This is a genomic window from Janthinobacterium sp. GW821-FHT03C10, assembly GCF_059420865.1.
Window position 1 is genome coordinate 404,906 of the sequence record NZ_JBWKUN010000003.1, and the last position, 18,764, is coordinate 423,669.

The window sequence follows — 18,764 nt, forward strand, 5'->3', positions numbered from 1 at the left end:
CTAGAATCGGTATTCTAGCGTCATGTTAAAAAATACCTCCACTCCCCATCCCACGGCCGCCGAACTGGATCTGCTGCGCATCCTGTGGCGGCGCGGTCCGTCCGACGCGCGCGCCGTGTACGACGCCCTGGCCGCCGAGCGTGCCGACGCCAGCTACGCCACCGTGCTGCGCCAGTTGCAGCTGATGCATGGCAAGGGCTTGCTGAGCCGCGACGAAAGCCAGCGGCCGCAGCTGTATGCGGCCGTCGACGCGCAGGAAAAACTGCAGACGAGCTTGCTCAAGGATTTGATCGGCAAGGTGTTTTCCGGTTCCGGCAAGGCGCTCGTGCTGACGGCGCTGCGCGAGCACGTGAGCGACGCGGAACGCCTGGAAATTGAAAAAATCCTGCGCAGCAAGGATGGCCAACAGCCATGAATGTGGATCTGCGCCTGGGCATCGAGTTGGGCAAGCTGGTCCCTGCGCTGGGCTGGGTCTTGCTGTATTTCGTCTGGCAGGGCTTGATCGTGGGCGCCGTGTCCGCCGTCCTGCTCTGGCTGCTGCGCCATGCCAGCGCGCGCTGGCGCTATGCCGTCTGCGCGCTGGCGCTGCTGCTGTGCCTGTGTATTCCCGCCATCCATCTGCTTTCTCTGCTGTCTGGCACGTCGCCGGCCCAGCTGCCGCTGGCCGCGCCGCCCGCCTGGCGCGCCGCGCTGCAAGCGTGGATGCCGGCCCTGGTGCTGGCCTGGAGCGCCGGTGTCGCCCTGATGAGCTTGCGGCTGTGCATGGGCCTGGCCTGGGTCGGCAAGCTGCGCCGCCAGGCCGTCGCTGCCCCGGCCATCTGGCAGGCGCGCCTCGATGCGCTGGCGCTGCGCATGGGCTTGCACGGCAGTCGGAAAGTGCCGCTGAAGCTGCACGGAGGATTGTCCAGCCCCGTCACGGTGGGATTCTGGCGCCCCGTCATCCTGCTGCCGGCCGCCTTGCTGAGCGGCATGCCCGTCGCCTTGCTCGAAGCGCTGCTGGCGCATGAACTGGCGCACGTGCGGCGCTGGGATTACCTGGTCAACCTGTTGCAAAGCGTGGCCGAGGCGCTGCTGTTTTTTCACCCTGTCGTCTGGTGGCTGTCGGCGCGCATGCGGGCCGAGCGGGAACAGGTGGCCGATGCCCTGGCCGCACAGGCGCTGCAAGACCCGCAGCAGCTGGCCACGGCGCTGCATGCGCTGTCCCTGCACACGGCCATCCCGCAACATGCCGGCTTGCTGATGTCGGCCCGGGGCGGGGCGCTGCTCACGCGCATCGAACGGCTGATGGCGCCCGGGCTTGATACGGCCGGCTGGAAACTGGCCGTGCCCGCCTTGCTGCTGGCCTGCGCCACCTTGCTGCTGCAGGTGCAGGGCAAGCCCGCCGTCAACGGGGCGATGCTGGCCGATGCCGCCGCCGATATGCTGGCCTTGCCCGTCAGCGCGAAACACATGCTGGTGTTCGACGACGCCAGCGGCAAGGTGCTGATGGCGAAAGATGCGGACGCCGTCGTGCCCATCGCCTCGATCACCAAGCTGATGACGGCCATGGTGGTGCTCGATGCAGCCCTCGACCCCGACGAACAGCTGCGCATCGTGCGCGCCGATGGCGATGCGTCCTTGCAGCGCCACAGCCTGCTGGCCGAGGGTGTGGCCGTGTCGCGCGGCGCGCTGTTGCAACTGGCGCTGCTGCCGTCCGAAAACCGCGCCGCCGCCGCGCTGGCGCGCACCTATCCCGGCGGCAGCGCGGCGTTTCAGCAAGCCTTGCAGGCGAAGATCCGCAGCCTGGACTTGCGCCGCACCACCCTGACGGACCCCGTCGGCAGTTCGCCGGCGAATACCTCCACGGCCAGCGAGGTGGCGAAGATCGTCGCGGCGGCCGCGCGCTATCCGGACATCGCGCGCATCACCAGCCACCCGCAGGCGAGCGTAGCCGTCAATGGCAAGCTCCGCACCTTGCGCAACACCAACCCGCTGGTGGGCGGCAAGGGCTGGGACATTTTATTGTCCAAGACGGGCAGCAGCCACGAGGCGGGCAGCTGCCTGACCATGCGCATGCGCAGCGGCGGCAAGCACGTCACCGTGGTGCTGCTCGATGCCGACGGCGCGCAGCGGCGCTCGCTCGACGCCGGACACATCCGTGACACCCTGGCCGGGAGCCCAGGCCGCATGCATTGATACCCCCCCCCCGGGCGCGCCAGTGCGGGCGCCCATCTTTTTTACACTCTGGAGATGAAGATGACACTATTGGCGAAGTTGATGCTGGCTACGGTTGCGACCATGGCGGCAGGCACGGTGCAGGCGAAGACCCCCGCGCCGGTGCAGGATAAACCGGTTAATTGCGACAATTGCAAGGAATGGAACGCGCCCGTCAAGCCGTTCAATATCTATGGCAACAGCTGGTATGTGGGCACGGCAGGCCTGTCCGCCGTGCTGGTGACGAGCCCGCAGGGCCATATCCTGCTCGACGGCGCGCTGCCGCAATCGGCGCCCCTGATCGTGGCCAACATCCAGGCGCTGGGCTTTCGCATCGAGGATGTGAAATATATCCTCAATTCGCACGCCCATTGGGACCATGCGGGCGGTATTGCCGCGCTGCAGCGGGCCAGCGGCGCCACCGTGATGGCCAGCGCCTCGGGCGCCCTGGGCCTGCAAAGCGGCACTAATGGCAAGGATGACCCGCAATACCAGGCCAATCCCGTCGTGCATGTGGCCAAGGTGGCCAAGGTCGAGGTGGTGGGCGAGGGCGATACCGTCAAGGTCGGCCCCCTGGTGCTCACGGCTCACATGACGCCAGGCCACACGCCGGGCGGCACGACGTGGACCTGGACCTCGTGCGAAGATGCGCGCTGCCTGAACGTGGTGTACGCGGACAGCCTGAACCCGTATGCGAGCGGCGATTTCACTTATACGGGCAAAGGCGCGGGCAAAGGCAAGACGCCGGACGTCTCGGCCGCGTTCGAAGCGAGCATCGCCAAGGTGGCCGCCTTGCCATGCGACATCATCATCCCCGTGCATCCGGGCACGACGGACGTGCTGGGCAAGGCCGCGAAGCGCAGCGCCACAAGCAATCCCCTGATCGACGCCAGCGCCTGCCGCGCCTATGCGGCCGAAGCGGGCGGCTTGCTGGCCAAGCGCCTGGCGAAGGAACGGGGCGAGGCGGTGCCTCTTGAAACCAAGGCCGCCGTGCACGTGCATTAAGCGTTTTACCCTGCCGCCTGCCGCTGTTTTTGCAGGCGTTTCAGGAATACCGTCATTTCCTTGACGGCTTGCAGGTCGCCTTGCTGCTGGGCCACCGTCACGCCGGTGGTCCAAGCAGACTCGGCTTCGTCCAGCCGGGCCAATTGGTGCAAGGCCTTGCCCAGCAGTTTCCAGGCGGCGGAATAGCCTGGCTGCTGCACGGTGGCTTGCGCCAGGTGGACGGCCGCTTGCTCGGCGTCATTGTCTTTCAGACAGGCATCGCCCAGGCCAAAGCGCAGCAGGGCGTTGTCGCGGCCCTGCGCCAGCAGTTTTTCCAGTTGTTCACGCATTGCCGGCCTCACCTTAATATGCAAGTCAATTCTTGTATATTAACGCTTGCGCGTGCAAGAAACAAGCCATCCTTCAATCCGCCACATCCACCACCAGTTTGCCGCGCGCGCTGCCGTCCATCTGCGCCACATGCGCCTCGTGCACCGTGCGTAAGGTGAAGCGACGCGGATCGAGCCGCACCTGCAGCTTGCCCGCCTCTATTAATTTGTTGGCTGCGCGCAGAATCGCGCCATGGCGCGCGTGATGCTCGCCGCTCAACAGGGGCAGCAGGGTGAACACGCCCGAGTAGCTGGCCGCGCGCGCCGTCAGCGGGCTCAGGGTGAACGTGCCCCAGCCCAGGCAGCTGACGACGTGGCCGCCATACATGCGTGCCGCCTTGAAACTGGCGTCCAGGGTGGCGCCGCCCACCGTGTCGTAGACGATGTCGAAGCCGGCGCCGCCCGTGTGTTCGGCCACGTAGTCATCGACCGTGCTGGTGCGGTAATCGATGAAGCGCGCACCCAGCGCTTCGATGGCCGCGCGGCTGGCGGCGCTGCCCGTGGCAGACACCTTCGCGCCCAGGGCGACGGCGAGCTGCACGGCCATGTGTCCCACGCCGCCCGCGCCGCCATGCACGAGTACGCTGTCTCCCGCCTTCACGTGGGCGCGGTCCACCAGCCCTTCCCAGGCCGTGATGAAGACGAGGGGCAAGGCGGCCGCTTCGCGCATGCTCAGCGCGGGCGGCACGGGCGCCAGCAGGGCAGAGTCGAAGACGGCGTACTCGGCCAGCGAGCCCTGGATGCCGCCGATGCCGCCCGCCATGCCATACACTGTTGCGCCAACGTGAAAAGTCGTCACGCCTTCGCCCACGGCCGCCACCGTGCCGGCCACGTCGATGCCAAGGATGGCGGGCAGGCTGGGCCGGGCGTGCGGCGCGGCGCCGGCGGCGATCTTCGTGTCCAGCGGATTGACGCCGCTGGCGGCGATGCGCACGAGGACTTGCCCCGGGCCAGGCTGCGGCACGGGCAGGTGTTCGATGGTCATGCGGGCGGAAAAGGTGTTGAGGACGAGGGCTTGCATGGGGTTCTCCTTTGGGTTGATGTGGCCAGTCTAGGCGGGAGGGGCACAAAGAAAAATGGGGCGCGGCCCGATGCACTATTTCAGTATCGTGGATAATCATTGGTTAACAGGAGGGCAATACATGGACAGGCTGGAAGCGATGCGCGTGTTTTGCGCCGTGGTCGAGGCGGGCGGTTTCAGCAAGGCGGCGCAGCGCCTGGGCATTTCCACCTCGTCCGTGACGAATCAGGTGGCGGCGCTGGAAAAGCATTTCGGCGTGCGCCTGTTGCAGCGCACCACGCGCAGCATGTCGCTCACGGCGGAAGGCCAGCAGTGCCATGCGCAGGCGCGCCAGGTGCTGGCCGGCATGGCGGCGCTGGAATCCAGTCTGGAACAGGCGGCAGGGAAACCCTCGGGCAGCCTGCGCGTGGATATGCCCAGCAGCATCAGCCGCAATCTGGTGGCGCCCGCCTTGCCCCACTTTACCGCCGCCTATCCCGACATTTCCCTGCGCCTGACGGTCAGCGACCGCCTGGTCGACATGGTGGAAGAGGGCATCGACGTGATGCTGCGCATCGGCGAACCGCAGGATTCGTCCTTGGTGGCGCGCAGCCTGCTGACCATGGATTATCTGTGCTGCGCTTCCCCCGCCTTCATCGCCCGGCATGGCGTGCCGCGCACGCCGCAGGAACTGGACCAGTTTGCCTGCCTGCATTTCCTGTATCCGAAAGCGCGCCAGGTGCGGCCGTGGCTGTTCCAGGATGGGAAAGCAGGCGAGCCGTACGCCCACACGCCGGCCGCGGCCTTGTCTTTCGACCATATCGAATCGATGATCGCCGCCGCCCAGGCCGGTTGCGGCATCGTGCAGGCCCTGTCTGTTTCCGTCTTGCAGCCTTTGCGCGAGGGAACCCTGGTGCCGGTGCTGCAGCCATTCCGCACGCGGGGGCCGGACTTGTGGGCGCTGTTCCACCCGCGCCAGCTGCGCGCGGCCAAGGTGCAGGTGTTCGTGGATTTTTTGGCGCAGATTTTTGATGACAGCTTTAATGAGAATTGATTATCAATTATAATGCAAGCCTATTGCATTGATTTGCGCCCTCGTCAGGAATTCCATGCCCGTGTTTTTACGCCGCCCCGTGGCGCTGTTACTTGCCGCCGCCAGCCCCTGGTCACTGGCAATCGATGATGTGCAGGCCGGCGATGTCGTCACCGTCAAGGCCGAGCGCCAGCACTACCGCAGCCTGTCCGCCACGGGCGCCACCAAGACGGACGCTTTATTGATGGACTTGCCGCAAAGCGTGCGCGTGCTGACGGGCGACCTGCTGCGCGACGCCGGCGTGACGACTTTGGCCGGCGCGCTGGACCTGGCCAGCGGTATTTCAAGACAAAGTCCGCTGGGCGGCCTGTGGGACAGCTACGCCATGCGCGGTTTCACGGGCGATCCGAATTTCGGTTCCGACTACATGGTCAACGGTTTCAGTTCCAGCCGCGGCTACAACGGTCTGCGCGATGGCGGCAATACGCAGAATGTGGAAGTGCTCAAAGGCCCCGCGTCGGCCCTGTACGGCCGGGGCGAGCCGGGCGGCACGGTGAACATCACGACGAAAAAGCCGAAATTCGCGCCCGAGTACGGCGCCGATGTATCGCTGGGCAGCTTTCAGACGCGCCGCGCCGCCGTCGACTTGACGGGGCCGTTGAGCGACACCGTCGCCTACCGCCTGAACGCCGCGCACGAGGAGGGGCACAGCTTCCGCGATACGGTGAAAGTCGAACGCAGCCTGTTTTCTCCCTCGTTTATCTGGCTGGCGGGCGAGCACACGACCGTGTCGTATGAAATCGAAGCGGTGCGCCAGCGCGCGCCGTTCGACCGGGGCGTGCTGGCCGTGAACGGCAAACTGGGCCTTGTCCCCGTCTCGCGTTTCCTGGGCGAACCGGGCGACGGCCCCATGACGGTCAAGTCGCTGGGGCAGCAGCTGTTTATCCACCATGCGCTGTCCGACGACTGGACGCTGCAGGCGGGCGCTTCCTACCGCGACAGCGAATTGCGCGGTTATTCGACGGAGGCGAACAAGCTGCTGGCCGATGGCCGCACCCTGAACCGCCAGCGCCGCCACCGCGATTTCTCGGCCACCGACGCCTCCGCCCGCGTCGAGTTGCTGGGCAAGTTCAAAACGGGCGCGCTGGCGCACGAGGTGCTGGCCGGCGTGGACGCCTATCATTTCGACGACCACCGGCTGCAGCTGCGGCGCAACCCCAGTGCCGCGAATGCCTATGCCATCGACATCTACGCGCCCGTGTACGGCGGCAAGGCCGCTCCGCTGGCCCTGTCCATCGACACGCAGGAAAGGCAACGGGCGCGCGGCCTGTACGCGCAGGATCAGGTCGATCTGGGCGTTCAATGGAAGGCGCTCGTTGGCGTGCGCCACGACAGCTACACGCAGGATGTGGCGAACCATCGCCTGAACACGGGCAACCGCCAGTCGCTGTCGGCCACCAGCCCCCGCGCGGGCCTCGTCTACCAGCCGTCGAAAATGTGGTCGCTGTATGCGAGCGCGGCGAAGGGCTTTCGGCCCAACAGCGGCATCAGCATCGATAACCAGGCTTTCCCGGCCGAGCGCAGCCGCTCGTATGAACTGGGCGCCAAGCTGGAAACGGGCAAGCTGACGGGCACGGTGGCCGTGTACGACATCCGCAAGCGCAATGTGCTGACGACGAATCCCGTCAACACGGATTTCGCCATCGCGGCGGGCGAGGTGGGCAGCCGGGGCCTGGAACTGGACGTGTCGGGCGAACTGGCGCGCGGCTTGCGCATCTCGGGCGCCTATGCCTACACCAACGCCACCGTCACGCGCGGCGACAATACGATCGTGACGGGCAGCCGCTTCGCCAACGTGCCGCGCCACAGCGCCAACGTGATCGCCACGCAACAATTCGCGCTGGGTACGGGCACGGCCAGCGTGGGCGGCGGTTTTCAGTATGTGGGCGAACGCCTGGGCGACGTGGCCGTCAGCAGCCAATTTACCCTGCCGGCCTATACGACGGCCAGATTGCTGGCATCGTATGCGCCCAACGCCAGACTGCGATTCGCTTTGAGCGTGGAAAACCTGTTCAACCGCAGCTACTATGCGAGTTCCTACAGCCAGATGTGGGTGGCGCCGGGAGCGGAGCGCACGCTGAACTTGAATGCCCATTACCGCTTTTAAGGGATGACCTTGACTACATCTGCCACCCTGCGCACCCGCATCGCCGTCATCGACGTGCTGCGCGGCCTCGTCATGCTGATCATGCTGTTCGACCATGTGCGCGAAACCGTCTTTTTACACCATCAGGTCAGCGACCCCATGGATGCGGCCAGCGTCGATCCGGCCCTGTTCTTCACGCGCCTGGCGGCCCACGTGTGCGCGCCCATGTTCGTTTTCCTTACGGGCCTGTCCGCCTGGCTGTACGCGCATCCTGCCGCCGGTCCCCGCAGCGCGGCCGGTTTCCTGTTCAAGCGGGGCTTGCTGCTGGTCGTGCTGGAACTGGTGTTCGTCAATTTCGCGTGGAGCGGGGCGTTTCCGCCCGCCGTGCTGTACCTGCAGGTGATCTGGGTCATCGGCCTGGCCATGATGGCGCTGGCCGTGCTGCACAAGCTGCCCTTGAACGTGCTGCTCGTGCTGGGCGTGGCGATGATCGCGGGCCAGCATTTGATGACTGGCTTGCGCGCGGAACAGGGCAGCCTTGGCTATTACGCTCTGACGGTGCTGCTGCAACGCGGTTATCTGGTGGCCGACGGCACCATGCAGATCAAGGTCAGCTATCCGCTGCTGCCGTGGATAGGCGTGATCGTGCTCGGCTATGCTGCCGGCCCCCTGTATGCGCGCGCATTTTCTGTCACGGCACGGCGGCGCTGGCTGCTGGCGCTGGGCGCGGGCAGCCTGCTGCTCCTGGGCCTGCTGCGCGGCTTCAATCTGTATGGTGAAACGCTGCCTTGGGTGGCGGGCGACACGGCCTTGCGCACGGCCATGAGCGTGCTGAACTTCACGAAATATCCGCCGTCGCTGGACTTTTTGTTGTTCACCCTGGGCCTGGGCTTGCTGGGCCTGGCCTGGCTGGAAAGCGTCGAAAACGGGTTCACGCGGGCTTGCGCCACCTTTGGCGGCGCGCCCATGTTCTATTACTTGCTGCACCTGTATCTGCTGCTGGCCATCGGCCTGGCCTTGACGGCCGTGCTGGGCGCCAATCACGGCACCCGCTACGGCGTCGAACACATCTGGCAAGTCTGGCTGATCGCGCTGGTGCTGATGCCCGTGCTGTACTTCCCCTGCCGCGCGTTTGCCAGCTACAAGCGCGCGTCGAAGCAGGCGTGGGTGCGTTATTTCTGAATGACGCCTGCTTGCCAACGCCTACTTGCAGTACAGCCTGTCGATGCTATGCGCCGATGCCAGGTAATGCCGCGTCTGCCAACCGATGGCCACGCGGTAGGCGCACGGCGGGTCCAGCGCCACGTTGACGGGGAAGCCGCCATTGTTGCCCGACAGGTGAGGACCGCCCGCGCCGCCGCGGAACAGATAGTTGCTGGGTGGCGGTGGTGGCGTGAAACTGGCGGCCGGCAGCGGTGGCGGCGGGTGCGCGATGCCGTTGTTGTTGGAAATCGTGATATTAAAGAAGCGCAAATGCGGATGGTCGATCGTGTACAGGATATGCACGAGGCCGCCCGCGATGGGGTTGCAGGCATTGCTGCGCAACTCTTCCAGGTCCAGCGCCACGATGACGGGCGAGTTGTCGAAGACGATGGAGTCGAGCCCGTCCGTGGCCAGCAGCGCCAGGGTATTTCCATCGCGCACCTCGAAGCCCATGCGGTAGCGGCGTATCGGTTCGCTTTCGGCCGCCGTCAGGCTGCGGCCCGCGTCGAGGATGGGCAAGCCGCCCGGCAGCTTGGCCGGATGCAGGCTGGTGATGGCGGGCGTATTCACGGTAAGTAAGTCAAACGTGCGCAGGAAGATGTTGGGCGCCACGTTGACGACGGCCGTCGTGCCATCGCGCATGTCCACCGTGACGGGCTTGCCGTCCACCCGTATCCACCCGCCCGGTTTCAGATCGCCCGCATCGACGATCACTTGTGCCGAGTCGCTCAAGCCCAGTCCGTTCGTATAAAACACATAGCCGACGAGGGTGCCGAGCACTTGTGTGAGCGGCGCCAGGCTGGCGGGCGGCACCGTCGGGATGGCCGTCGGGTCGTCGCTGCCGCCGGGCCAGGACCATTCGCCGATGAGGAAACGGTACTCGAGCGGATTGGCGGGGATGGCGCTATTGCGCAGCGGGCAATTGCCTTTCAAGGTGACGCCGCCGGCGAACACGTACGAGGCGCCGGGGCCGCCCGCATAGCCTTGCGCGGAAAAGCCCGCCAGCGAGGGGAAGGGGTGGATGTCGAAGATTTCCACCTGCTGCCAGTGGGGCACGCCTTCCACGTCCGGCGGCAAGACGTCTTTCGAGCACAATTCGACGCAGAAACAGTGGCCCACGTTTTCGCGCCCCGGCTGGCGGCCGTTGGCCTGGGTTTCCGACAGGATGGTCACGCTGCCCAGCTGCGCCGTGAAGTACACGTCGGGCCCGCTGGCAAATTCCACGTTGATGAACGGCGAGAAGGGCGTGAGCGTGAAGTCCGACGTCAGGTAGTCGATGCGGAAGCGTCCCGTGGCATCGGTGACGGCAACGCCCAGCGCATCGTCCTGCAGCCAGTCCGCATCGAACGCCCGCACGGTGGCGCCCGCGATCGGCGCGTGCGGCGCGTCGCAGGTGCGCAGCCGGCCGCAGATGGTCCAGGCGCCGAAGCGGGAGCGCACCAGGCACCAGAAGCGCTGCGGCAGGCAGTAATCCCAGATGGCGAGGAAATCGTTGTCGACCTGGCGCCAGCGGGGCTGGAGGGTGGTGATGGAAAACTGCAGCGGCACGGGGTCTTTCGGCCCCGGCTTCAGATGCGGCACGGTAGGGCACAGGATATCGACTTCCACGGCCTCGCCCTGATAATCGCCTTCCAGGGTGAAACTGTAGTTGCCGTCGTCATCCGTGCGCGCTTCGGCCAGCAGGAAGGGGGCTTTCGCCTGCACTTCCTCGTCGGTGAGGATGGCGAAGGTTTCCTTGGCGCTGGCCACGGCCAGGGCCGTGACGTTTTGCGACTCGCGTGGCCGGTACAGGCGCACGATGACGTGCGACAACGGTTCAGGACACTCGGCACAGATCAAGCCGCACAGTTTGCCCCGCAGGATATAGGCCATGATGGTTCTCCAGCTCGGTTGGACAACTGCGCCGCTCGCAGTGGCGGCGCTGTTACCAAGCTAGCAAATGGATGGCCTTCGGGCTTGATCCTGCGTAAAGGAGTGCTTATTTAATCAGTGCCAATACCTCGCGGAAACGCGGATGCTTGCAGTCGCGCAACCATTCAAAGGCCAGCATTTCCACCGTCACCAGCTGCGCGCCCAGCTTGCCCAGGCGGGCCAGCGCCGCGTCGCGGCTGGCGGCCTGGCGCGAGCCGACGGCGTCGATGGCGATGATGACGTCATACCCGAGTTCGAGCAGGCCGATGGCCGTCTGCAGCATGCACACATGGGCTTCGCAGCCCGTGACGACGATCTGTTTGCGTCCGGGCGGCAAGATCGCCTGCAAGCCGTCGGCACAGGCGCCGAAATGCGTCTTGTGCAAGGTCCGTTCGCACAGGGCGGCGATTGCCTCCACGTTCGGCCCCAGTCCCTGGCGGTTCTGTTCCGTGCCCAGCACGGGCACGCCGAGCAGGCGGGCGATCCTGGCCAGGCGCAGGTTTTGCGTCAGCACCAGGCCCGCGTCGTGGATCGCCGGCATCAGGCGGCCTTGCAGGTCGACAATGACTAAAACAGCCTGGTTTGCATCTATCAGCATGGCGATCTCCTGAAACACCTGCCAAAACCTACTGCGCGTCGGTAGTCGCGGCCTGCGATGCTCACTGTACCTTCGTACAGTTGCGCGTCTCGACCACAACTCCCTTCCGCTCGCTACGGTTTTATCAGGCGTTGTTAGTAATTAATATGTGGCGACAGTGTAGCGCGCCGCAGTGTGCTCAGCTTGGCCAGCTGGGCACGGCCGTCTCGCCCATCAGATAGGCGTGATTGAGGTCGATGGCGCCGCGCAGGTAGTTCCACAGGGCGCTGACGCGGGCGATGTTGCGCCGCTCGCTGGGCGAGATCATCCAGAAGGCGCGCAGCAGGTCGATCTCGCCGTCGAGCACGGGCTCCAGTTCGTTCGACTGCTGCGCCACGAAGCAGGGCAGGATCGCCAGCGCCTGGCCCGCGCGCGCCGCGTGGTACTGGGCGATCACGCTGGTGCTGCGGAAGGCGCGCAGGGAATCGGGCGCCACGTTGTCCATGTAGCGCAGCTCCGAACTGAAGACCAGGTCGTCCACATAGCCGATGATCGGGTGCTGCGCCAGCTGTGCCACGCTGGTGATCGTGGCGTGGCGCGCCAGGTAGGCTGGCGTGGCGTACAGTTTCAGCCGGTAGTCGGACAATTTGGTTACCACGTAGGGGCCGGACAGGGGCCGTTCGATGGAAATGGCCACGTCCGCCTCGCGCTTGGACAGGCTGACGAAACGGGGCACGGCGATCAGGTCCACGCTGATGTGCGGGTAGCGTCCGCAAAACTGCGCCAGGTGGGGCGCCAGCACGATGGCGCCGAAGCCCTCGGTAGCACCCAGGCGCACCTGGCCCGACAGCAATCGGTTGTGTTCGCCCAGCTCCTCGGTGGCGGCAAATACCGTGCTTTCCATGGTTTCCGCGTATTCCATCAGGCGGTGGCCTTCCGGCGTCAGCTGGTAGCCCACGTAGTTGCGGTCGAACAGCTGCGTGCCCACCTGCTCCTCGAACTTGCGCATGCGCCGCGACACGGTGGAATGGTCGATGCCCAGCTTTTTCGCCGCGTCGACGAGTCCCGCGCTGCGCGTCAGTTCCAGGAAGACCCGTACATTGTCCCAATCGAGCACTTTGTTCTCCTTGTGCATTTTTGCAAAGGAATTATGCATTAATTTCACTTGAGTGCATATTTTTACACATGCAGAATGCATCTATACATATAAGAAAAACCCATCCACTTGGAGACACGCATGAAAAAAACCGTTCTGGCCATGGGCGCGCTGGCGCTTTCCCTGTCTTTCACTGGCGCGCACGCGCAGATTTCCGATGGCGTCGTCAAGGTCGGCATCCTGACCGACATGTCCGGCCCGTATTCGGCCATGGGCGGGCGCGGCTCCGTCGTCGCCAGCCAGATGGCCGTCGAGGATTGTCTGAAGGCCGAATGCAAGGGCATGAAGATTGAAATCCTGTCGGCCGACCACCTGAACAAGGCCGATATCGCCGCCTCCAAGGCGCGCGAGTGGATAGACCGCGACAAGGTCGACGCCATCGCCGATCTGACCAATTCCTCGGTGGCCCTGTCCGTGCAAAAACTGATGAAAGAGAAGGGCGGCATCGCCATGTTCAGCGGCCCGGCCACGGGACGCCTGACGAACGAGGATTGCTCGCCGAACGGCTTCCACTGGATGTTCGACACGTATTCGCAGGCGGCCGGCACGGCGGCGGCGCTGACCAAGCTGGGACAGAAATCCTGGTATTTCGTCACCGTCGATTACGCCTTCGGCCACTCGCTGGAAAAGGACGCCAGCGAAGTCGTCAAGCGCAACGGCGGCACGGTGCTGGGCGCCGTGCGCCATCCGCTGAACGCATCCGATTTCTCGTCCTTCCTGGTGCAGGCGCAAGGGTCGAAAGCGCAGGTGATCGGCCTGGCCAACGGCGGCGCGGACACCGTCTCGGCCATCAAGCAGGCGCGCGAATTCCGCATCGGCAGCGGGAAGGACCAGCGCCTGGCCGCCTTGCTCGTGTTCCTGTCCGACGTGCATGCGCTGGGGCTGGAAACGGCCCAGGGCCTCGTCTACGCGGACGGTTTTTACTGGGACTACGATGACCGCAGCCGCGCCTTCGCCAAGCGCTTCGAGGCGCTCAACAAGGGCGCCAAGCCGACCATGGTGCAGGCAGGCGTGTATTCGAGCGTCTACCACTACCTGAAATCGGTGGCGGCCGCGAAAAGCGACGATTCGAAGGTCGTCGCCCAGAAAATGCGCGAGCTGCCCATCAAGGATGCCGTCATGAACAACGCCTCGATCCGCCCCGACGGCCGCGTCATCCACGACATGTACCTGGTGCAAGTGAAGACTCCGGCCGAATCGAAGGGACCGTGGGACTACCTGAAAGTGCTGTCCACCATCCCCGCCGACCAGGCGTTCAAGCCGATGGATGCGGCGGCGTGCAACTTGGTCAAGAAATAACCATCGAATACCTTACGGAGCCTCACATGAACCAAGCCCTCACCTCAGTCCCCACCGTCCCCCTGCACATAGCCGGCAAGCATCACGCATCGACCAGCACCGAATGGCGCGACGTCGTCAACCCGGCCACGCAGGAAATCGTCGCCAGGGTGCCGTTTTCCACGCCCGACGAAGTCAATCTGGCCGTCGCCACGGCCAAGGAAGCCTTTAAAACCTGGCGGAATACCCCGCTGGCGGCGCGCATGCGCATCATGCTCAAGTACCAGCACCTGATCCGCGAAAACATCGGCGCCCTGGCCGAACTGATCACGCGCGAACACGGCAAGACCCTGCCCGATGCGGAAGGAGAAGTGATGCGGGGCCTGGAGGTGGTGGAGCATGCGTGCTCGATCGCCACCCTGCAGCTGGGCGAGATCGCGGAAAACGCGGCCACGGGTGTCGATGTCTACAATATCTACCAGCCGCTGGGCGTGGGCGCCGGCATCACGGCCTTCAATTTCCCCGTCATGCTGCCATGCTTCATGTTCCCCATCGCGATTGCCTGCGGCAATACTTTTGTGCTGAAACCATCGGAACAGGACCCGTCCTCGAGCATGTACCTGGTCGAGCTGATGTACCAGGCGGGCTTGCCGGCGGGCGTGCTGAACGTCGTGCATGGCGGCGCCGACGTCGTCAACATGCTGTGCGACCATCCCGACATCAAGGCCGTCTCCTTCATCGGCTCCACCCACGTGGGCACGCATGTCTACCGCCGCGCCAGCGAATCGGGCAAGCGCGCGCAATCGATGATGGGCGCGAAAAACCATTGCGTGGTGCTGGCCGACGCCAACAAGGAGCAGGCGATCAATAACCTGATCGGCGCCGCATTCGGCGCGGCCGGCCAGCGCTGCATGGCCAATTCCGTCGTCGTGCTGGTGGGCGAGGCGCGTTCCTGGCTGCCGGAAATCGTCGCCCGTTCCAAAGCATTGAAAGTAGGACCGGGCAGCGACCGCACGGCTGACCTGGGGCCGATGGTGTCGAAGGCCGCCATGCAGCGGGCGGAAAAGCTGATCCAGGCGGGCGTGGACGAAGGCGCGCAGCTGCTGCTCGACGGCCGCGGCCACAAGGTGGCAGGCTACGAGGGCGGGAACTTCATGGGGCCGACGATTTTCTCGCAGGTGGCGGCATCGAACGCCGTCTACACGCAGGAAATTTTCGGCCCCGCCATGTGCGTGGTCGAAACGGAGACGCTCGACGAAGCGATCGCCTTCATCAACGCCAACCCGAACGGCAACGGCACCTCGATCTTCACCTCGTCCGGCTGGGCGGGACGCAAGTTCCAGAACGAGATCGACGTGGGGCAGGTGGGCATCAACGTGGCCATCCCCGTGCCCGTCGCCTATTTCAGCTTCACGGGTTCGCGCGCGTCGAAACTGGGCGACCTGGGGCCGAACGGCAAGCAAGCGCTGTATTTCTGGACGCAGACCAAGACCGTCACGGCGCGCTGGTTCGCCCCGGACGACGGCGGCAGCGGCGTCAACACCACCATTGCGATGAAATAAGGGGGAGCGATGAGCACCAATATCGTTTTTATCGGCCTGGGCAACATGGGGCTGCCCATGGCGCAAAACCTGGTGCGGGCGGGCCATGCCGTGACGGGTTTCGACTTGCTGCCGGCCAGCGTGCGGCAGTTTGCCGCCGGCGGCGGCCTTGTGTCCGACGACCAGGGCGCGGCGATAGGCGCGGCCGACATCGTCATCACCATGCTGCCGGCCAGCCGCCACGTGCTGGGCGCGTACTTGGGTAACTCTGTTGGCGACGCGGGCATCCTGGCGCAGGCGCGGCCCGGCACCCTGCTGATCGACTGTTCGACGATTTCCACCGAGGCGGCGCGCCAGGTGGGCCGCGCGGCCGAGGAAAAGGGCATGCCCATGCTGGACGCGCCCGTCTCGGGCGGCACGGCGGGCGCCACCAACGGCACCCTGACGTTCATGGTGGGCGGCGAAGAAGCCGCGCTGGCGGCGGCGCGCCCCTACCTGGACGTCATGGGCAAGGCGATCTTCCACGCGGGCGGCTCGGGTTGCGGGCAGACGGTCAAGATCTGCAACAACATGCTGCTGGGGATTTTGATGATCGGCACCAGCGAGGCGATACGCCTGGGCGTGGCCAATGGCCTGGACCCGAAAGTGGTGTCGGACGTGATGGCGAAAAGTTCGGGCCGCAACTGGACCCTGGAGGTGTACAACCCGTGTCCCGGCGTGGCCGAGAACGTGCCCGCGTCGCGCGGCTACACGGGCGGCTTCGGCGTCGACCTGATGCTGAAAGACCTGGGCCTGGCCGTGGAAAGCGCGCTGGCCAGCGGGGCTAGCGTGCCGTTGGGCGCCCTGTCGCGCAATCTATACAGTTTGCACAGCAAGGCGGGGGCGGGTGCGCTGGATTTCTCCAGCATTTATCAGCTGCTGGGCGAGAAAGCCTAAGGCTGCTGCGCCTGCAGGGCGGCCAGTTCCGCCCTGGCTTTTTCCAGCTTGCCTTCCAGCTTGGCGATCTTCTTCGGCTCTTTATTGGCTTCCTGGGCCAGGCGCAGCGAACGCTCCGTCTGGTTCACCTTCGCCTGCGCCTTCAGCACCTTCTTGTTGTGGCGTTCGACCAGGCTGCTGTCGCGGCAGTGGGCGTTGACTTCGTCGAGCGCGCGCGTCAAGCCCGCGACCTTGTCGGACAAGCCCTGTTCTTTGGCCTGGCGCAATTCGCTGCGGATGTTCTCGCGCTTGGCGGCGCAGCCTGCCAGCTGGGTGTCGGCGGCGCTGGCGCCCATGGCGGCTGCGGCGAGCAGCAGGGTCAAGGCGGTTTTCGATAGAAGGTTCATGGCATTCCTGTGTCAGTGGTGGGCCCGTGCAATGTAAGCCCGCCAACGCCCCCTGTCAAACGTCGCCTGCCGTGCGCGCCAGTCTGGCATGGCATCGGCTACCATGCGTGTTTTCTTCTTTCCGACGCCGCCGCATGCCCAAGAAATTACTGTTGCTGATCCCTTTGCTATTGCCGCTGCCCGTCCTGGCGCAAACCTCGCCCACATTGCTCGATCTGCAGCTGATCGCCATCAAGGCACGGGCCGATGCGGCCAGTCATAGTCCGGAAAGCATCGCCGAGTTTGCCGAGACCCGGCGTATGGCTGAAACGGGCGACGTGGAGGCGCAGCTGGAACTGGCGCGCATGCTGCAGCTGGGCGTCGGCACGCCGCAAGACACGGCGCACTCGATGGCCTGGGTGCGCAAGTCGGCCGAAGGCGGCTATGCGCCGGCGCAATCGGCCCTGGGCCTGGCCTACACGGTGGGCGGCAAGGTGCCGATCGACCGCGTGCAGGGAGAATACTGGCTGCGCAAGGGCGTGGCGCAGGGCGATGCACTGGCGCAAACCATCCTGGCGCTGGAATTCATCGATGGCGGCAGCCCTGCCGAAGAGCAGGCGCTGGCCATCGCCTGGCTGAAGAAGGCCGCGCTCGAAGAACACTTTATTCCTGCCTATAACGCGCTCGGTGAACACCTGATGCGCGCAGCCGCCGATGAGCAGGAGCGCGGCGAGGCCTTCCACTGGTATGACAGGGCGGCGCGTGAAAAGGACCCTGCCGGCATGCGCAACCTGGCCCGCGCGCACGAGCTGGGCCTGGGCGTGGCACAGTCGGACAAGCTGGCCCTGGTCTGGTACGAGCGGGCGGGATGGAGCGGCGACTTGCCCGCCATGCGGCGCATGCTCGACGTGTATGTCAAGGGCGAACTGGGACAGGCGGCGAATGCCGAAGACGCCGCCGAATGGCGCGCCAGGCTGGCGGAAAGCGAGAAGAAATGAAGACCATCGTATTGTTATTGACCCTGGCGCTGGCGCAGCCCGTGCTGGCGCAGCCCGCGTCCTCCAAGGAACCGCGCCAGCATCCGGCGCTGGCCGAATTCGACACCAAGGGCCTCGACGACATGCGCGCGAGGGTGCAGGCGGTGATCGACCGCCCGGCCGACCTGTCGCCGGACAAGGTCGCCGCCTACGACAAGACGCGCCGCGCCGCGGAAAAGGGCGATGCGGCCGCCCAGCTGGAGCTGGCGCAGATGCTGCACGAGGGCGAGGGGACGCCGCGCGACCGCGACGCCGGCCTGGCGTGGATGCGGAAATCGGCCGAAGGCGGCTATGGCCCGGCGCAGGCATTCCTGGGCGTGGCCTATACGCTGGGCCAGGGCATGGCCGTCGACCGCAAGCTGGGCGAATACTGGTCGCGCAAGGGCGCCGCGCAAGGCGTGGAACTGGCCAACTTCATGGTGGCCCAGCACTTTGAAAACATCCACAGCAGCCCGGAAGAACAGGCGCACGCGCTGCACTGGCTGAAGTTCTATGCCGAAAACGGCTTCATCCCCGCCTACAATGAAATCGGCTACCGGCTGATGATGACGGCGCACGATGACGCGCAGCGCAGGGAAGCGTTCGGCTGGTACATGCGGGCGGCCAAGGCGCTCGATCCGTCCGGCTTGAACAATGTCGCCTATTCGTATGAAGTGGGGCAGGGCGTGCCGCAGAGCGACGAGGCGGCGCTAGGCTGGTATGAAATGGCGGCCATCGCCAAAAGCCCGCCGGGCCAGACGGGTTTTGCGCGCCTGCTGGAGCAGGGCCGCGGCGGTCCCACGCGGCAAGGGCCGGCGCCCCAGCCCTTCGCGCTGTATCTGCTGGCGGCGAAGCAGGGTGACGCGGAAGCCATCGAGCGGCTGGTCAAGGTGTACGATCAGGGCGAGCTGGGGCAGACGGCCGATCCCGCGCAGGCGGCGCTGTGGCGTGAAAAGCGCAAGCCGGCCAAGACTCCCTAGGTGGACGAGACGGGGCGGAAACGGCATGCTATCATCATTGTTATCGATAACAATAT

At 65.3% G+C, this 18,764-nt stretch carries 17 protein-coding genes; 11 read left to right on the plus strand and 6 right to left on the minus strand.

All coding sequences use genetic code 11. The features are described from left to right. The first annotated feature begins 22 nt into the window (after nt 1–22). From AC07VH_RS13030 to bla, 3 genes are all read left to right on the plus strand, one after another. Nucleotides 23–415, plus strand: a complete 393-nt coding sequence (locus AC07VH_RS13030; protein ID WP_494788108.1) for a BlaI/MecI/CopY family transcriptional regulator — start codon at nt 23–25, stop codon at nt 413–415. Beyond that, the gene (locus AC07VH_RS13035; protein WP_494788109.1) at nt 412–2,175 is read left to right on the plus strand and encodes a M56 family metallopeptidase; all 1,764 of its coding nucleotides are present in this window, start codon (nt 412–414) and stop codon (nt 2,173–2,175) included. Before AC07VH_RS13030 ends, AC07VH_RS13035 begins: the two co-directional genes overlap by 4 nt. An 81-nt stretch (nt 2,176–2,256) precedes the next feature. Beyond that, nucleotides 2,257–3,198, plus strand: coding sequence for a subclass B3 metallo-beta-lactamase (gene bla, locus AC07VH_RS13040; protein WP_494788110.1), 942 nt, complete (start codon nt 2,257–2,259; stop codon nt 3,196–3,198). Between the two features lie 5 nt (nt 3,199–3,203). Here bla and AC07VH_RS13045 read toward each other — a convergent pair whose 3' ends face one another. Together AC07VH_RS13045 and AC07VH_RS13050 are read right to left on the minus strand one after the other, a co-directional pair. Continuing rightward, nucleotides 3,204–3,527 (minus strand): tetratricopeptide repeat protein, encoded by a 324-nt coding sequence (locus tag AC07VH_RS13045; RefSeq protein WP_475416915.1) that lies wholly within the window; start codon nt 3,525–3,527, stop codon nt 3,204–3,206. A 73-nt stretch (nt 3,528–3,600) separates the two neighbouring features. Continuing rightward, on the minus strand, nt 3,601–4,587 hold the full coding sequence (locus AC07VH_RS13050) for a zinc-dependent alcohol dehydrogenase family protein (protein WP_494788111.1): 987 nt from the start codon (nt 4,585–4,587) through the stop codon (nt 3,601–3,603). A 121-nt stretch (nt 4,588–4,708) separates the two neighbouring features. Here AC07VH_RS13050 and AC07VH_RS13055 point away from each other — a divergent pair, with 121 nt between their 5' ends. The 3 genes from AC07VH_RS13055 to AC07VH_RS13065 are packed head-to-tail and all read left to right on the plus strand — an operon-like array spanning nt 4,709 to nt 8,927. Next, on the plus strand, nt 4,709–5,620 hold the full coding sequence (locus tag AC07VH_RS13055) for a LysR family transcriptional regulator (RefSeq protein WP_494788112.1): 912 nt from the start codon (nt 4,709–4,711) through the stop codon (nt 5,618–5,620). Nucleotides 5,621–5,675: 55 nt separating this feature from the next. Beyond that, complete coding sequence (locus tag AC07VH_RS13060) at nt 5,676–7,766, plus strand: TonB-dependent siderophore receptor (protein ID WP_494788113.1); 2,091 nt, start codon at nt 5,676–5,678, stop codon at nt 7,764–7,766. 3 nt (nt 7,767–7,769) lie between these two features. After that, entirely contained in the window at nt 7,770–8,927 is a 1,158-nt protein-coding gene (locus AC07VH_RS13065; protein WP_494788114.1) for an acetyltransferase domain-containing protein, read from the plus strand. Between the two features lie 21 nt (nt 8,928–8,948). On the opposite strand, the gene AC07VH_RS13070 is transcribed toward AC07VH_RS13065, so the two are convergent. The 3 genes from AC07VH_RS13070 to AC07VH_RS13080 all read right to left on the minus strand — a co-directional run bounded on the left by AC07VH_RS13070 (nt 8,949) and on the right by AC07VH_RS13080 (nt 12,553). Beyond that, nucleotides 8,949–10,820, minus strand: a complete 1,872-nt coding sequence (locus AC07VH_RS13070; RefSeq protein ID WP_494788115.1) for a transthyretin-like family protein — start codon at nt 10,818–10,820, stop codon at nt 8,949–8,951. A gap of 106 nt (nt 10,821–10,926) precedes the next feature. Continuing rightward, on the minus strand, nt 10,927–11,457 hold the full coding sequence (locus AC07VH_RS13075) for an isochorismatase family protein (RefSeq protein WP_494788116.1): 531 nt from the start codon (nt 11,455–11,457) through the stop codon (nt 10,927–10,929). Nucleotides 11,458–11,635: 178 nt separating this feature from the next. Further along, nucleotides 11,636–12,553, minus strand: coding sequence for a LysR family transcriptional regulator (locus AC07VH_RS13080; protein ID WP_494788129.1), 918 nt, complete (start codon nt 12,551–12,553; stop codon nt 11,636–11,638). A 141-nt stretch (nt 12,554–12,694) separates the two neighbouring features. On the opposite strand from AC07VH_RS13080, the gene AC07VH_RS13085 reads away from it, so the two are divergent. From AC07VH_RS13085 to mmsB, 3 genes are read left to right on the plus strand one after another with little or no spacing between them, the layout of a single operon-like run. Continuing rightward, entirely contained in the window at nt 12,695–13,891 is a 1,197-nt protein-coding gene (locus AC07VH_RS13085) for an ABC transporter substrate-binding protein (RefSeq protein ID WP_494788130.1), read from the plus strand. Nucleotides 13,892–13,917: 26 nt separating this feature from the next. Further along, on the plus strand, nt 13,918–15,432 hold the full coding sequence (locus tag AC07VH_RS13090) for a CoA-acylating methylmalonate-semialdehyde dehydrogenase (RefSeq protein WP_494788117.1): 1,515 nt from the start codon (nt 13,918–13,920) through the stop codon (nt 15,430–15,432). A gap of 9 nt (nt 15,433–15,441) precedes the next feature. Further along, complete coding sequence (mmsB, locus tag AC07VH_RS13095) at nt 15,442–16,347, plus strand: 3-hydroxyisobutyrate dehydrogenase (RefSeq protein WP_494788118.1); 906 nt, start codon at nt 15,442–15,444, stop codon at nt 16,345–16,347. Here mmsB and AC07VH_RS13100 read toward each other — a convergent pair. After that, a complete protein-coding gene (locus tag AC07VH_RS13100; protein WP_494788119.1) occupies nt 16,344–16,733 on the minus strand; it encodes a DUF1090 family protein in 390 nt (129 codons plus the stop codon). The two genes, mmsB and AC07VH_RS13100, sit on opposite strands and share 4 nt — an antisense overlap. Before the next feature lie 134 nt (nt 16,734–16,867). On the opposite strand from AC07VH_RS13100, the gene AC07VH_RS13105 reads away from it, so the two are divergent. After that, complete coding sequence (locus AC07VH_RS13105) at nt 16,868–17,710, plus strand: tetratricopeptide repeat protein (protein ID WP_494788120.1); 843 nt, start codon at nt 16,868–16,870, stop codon at nt 17,708–17,710. After that, nucleotides 17,707–18,708, plus strand: a complete 1,002-nt coding sequence (locus tag AC07VH_RS13110) for a tetratricopeptide repeat protein (protein ID WP_475416903.1) — start codon at nt 17,707–17,709, stop codon at nt 18,706–18,708. The genes AC07VH_RS13105 and AC07VH_RS13110 overlap by 4 nt, the downstream gene beginning before the upstream one ends. Nucleotides 18,709–18,764 lie beyond the last annotated feature (56 nt).

Coding starts and splice junctions, on each gene's coding strand:
- AC07VH_RS13065 (WP_494788114.1), top strand. CDS start 7,770: ATGACCTTGACTACATCTGCCACCCTGCGCACCCGCATCGCCGTCATC.
- AC07VH_RS13035 (WP_494788109.1), top strand. CDS start 412: ATGAATGTGGATCTGCGCCTGGGCATCGAGTTGGGCAAGCTGGTCCCT.
- mmsB (WP_494788118.1), top strand. CDS start 15,442: ATGAGCACCAATATCGTTTTTATCGGCCTGGGCAACATGGGGCTGCCC.
- AC07VH_RS13085 (WP_494788130.1), top strand. CDS start 12,695: ATGGGCGCGCTGGCGCTTTCCCTGTCTTTCACTGGCGCGCACGCGCAG.
- AC07VH_RS13070 (WP_494788115.1), bottom strand. CDS start 10,820: ATGGCCTATATCCTGCGGGGCAAACTGTGCGGCTTGATCTGTGCCGAG.
- AC07VH_RS13050 (WP_494788111.1), bottom strand. CDS start 4,587: ATGCAAGCCCTCGTCCTCAACACCTTTTCCGCCCGCATGACCATCGAA.
- AC07VH_RS13055 (WP_494788112.1), top strand. CDS start 4,709: ATGGACAGGCTGGAAGCGATGCGCGTGTTTTGCGCCGTGGTCGAGGCG.
- AC07VH_RS13105 (WP_494788120.1), top strand. CDS start 16,868: ATGCCCAAGAAATTACTGTTGCTGATCCCTTTGCTATTGCCGCTGCCC.
- AC07VH_RS13090 (WP_494788117.1), top strand. CDS start 13,918: ATGAACCAAGCCCTCACCTCAGTCCCCACCGTCCCCCTGCACATAGCC.
- AC07VH_RS13100 (WP_494788119.1), bottom strand. CDS start 16,733: ATGAACCTTCTATCGAAAACCGCCTTGACCCTGCTGCTCGCCGCAGCC.
- AC07VH_RS13075 (WP_494788116.1), bottom strand. CDS start 11,457: ATGCTGATAGATGCAAACCAGGCTGTTTTAGTCATTGTCGACCTGCAA.
- AC07VH_RS13060 (WP_494788113.1), top strand. CDS start 5,676: ATGCCCGTGTTTTTACGCCGCCCCGTGGCGCTGTTACTTGCCGCCGCC.
- AC07VH_RS13030 (WP_494788108.1), top strand. CDS start 23: ATGTTAAAAAATACCTCCACTCCCCATCCCACGGCCGCCGAACTGGAT.
- AC07VH_RS13045 (WP_475416915.1), bottom strand. CDS start 3,527: ATGCGTGAACAACTGGAAAAACTGCTGGCGCAGGGCCGCGACAACGCC.
- AC07VH_RS13110 (WP_475416903.1), top strand. CDS start 17,707: ATGAAGACCATCGTATTGTTATTGACCCTGGCGCTGGCGCAGCCCGTG.
- bla (WP_494788110.1), top strand. CDS start 2,257: ATGCTGGCTACGGTTGCGACCATGGCGGCAGGCACGGTGCAGGCGAAG.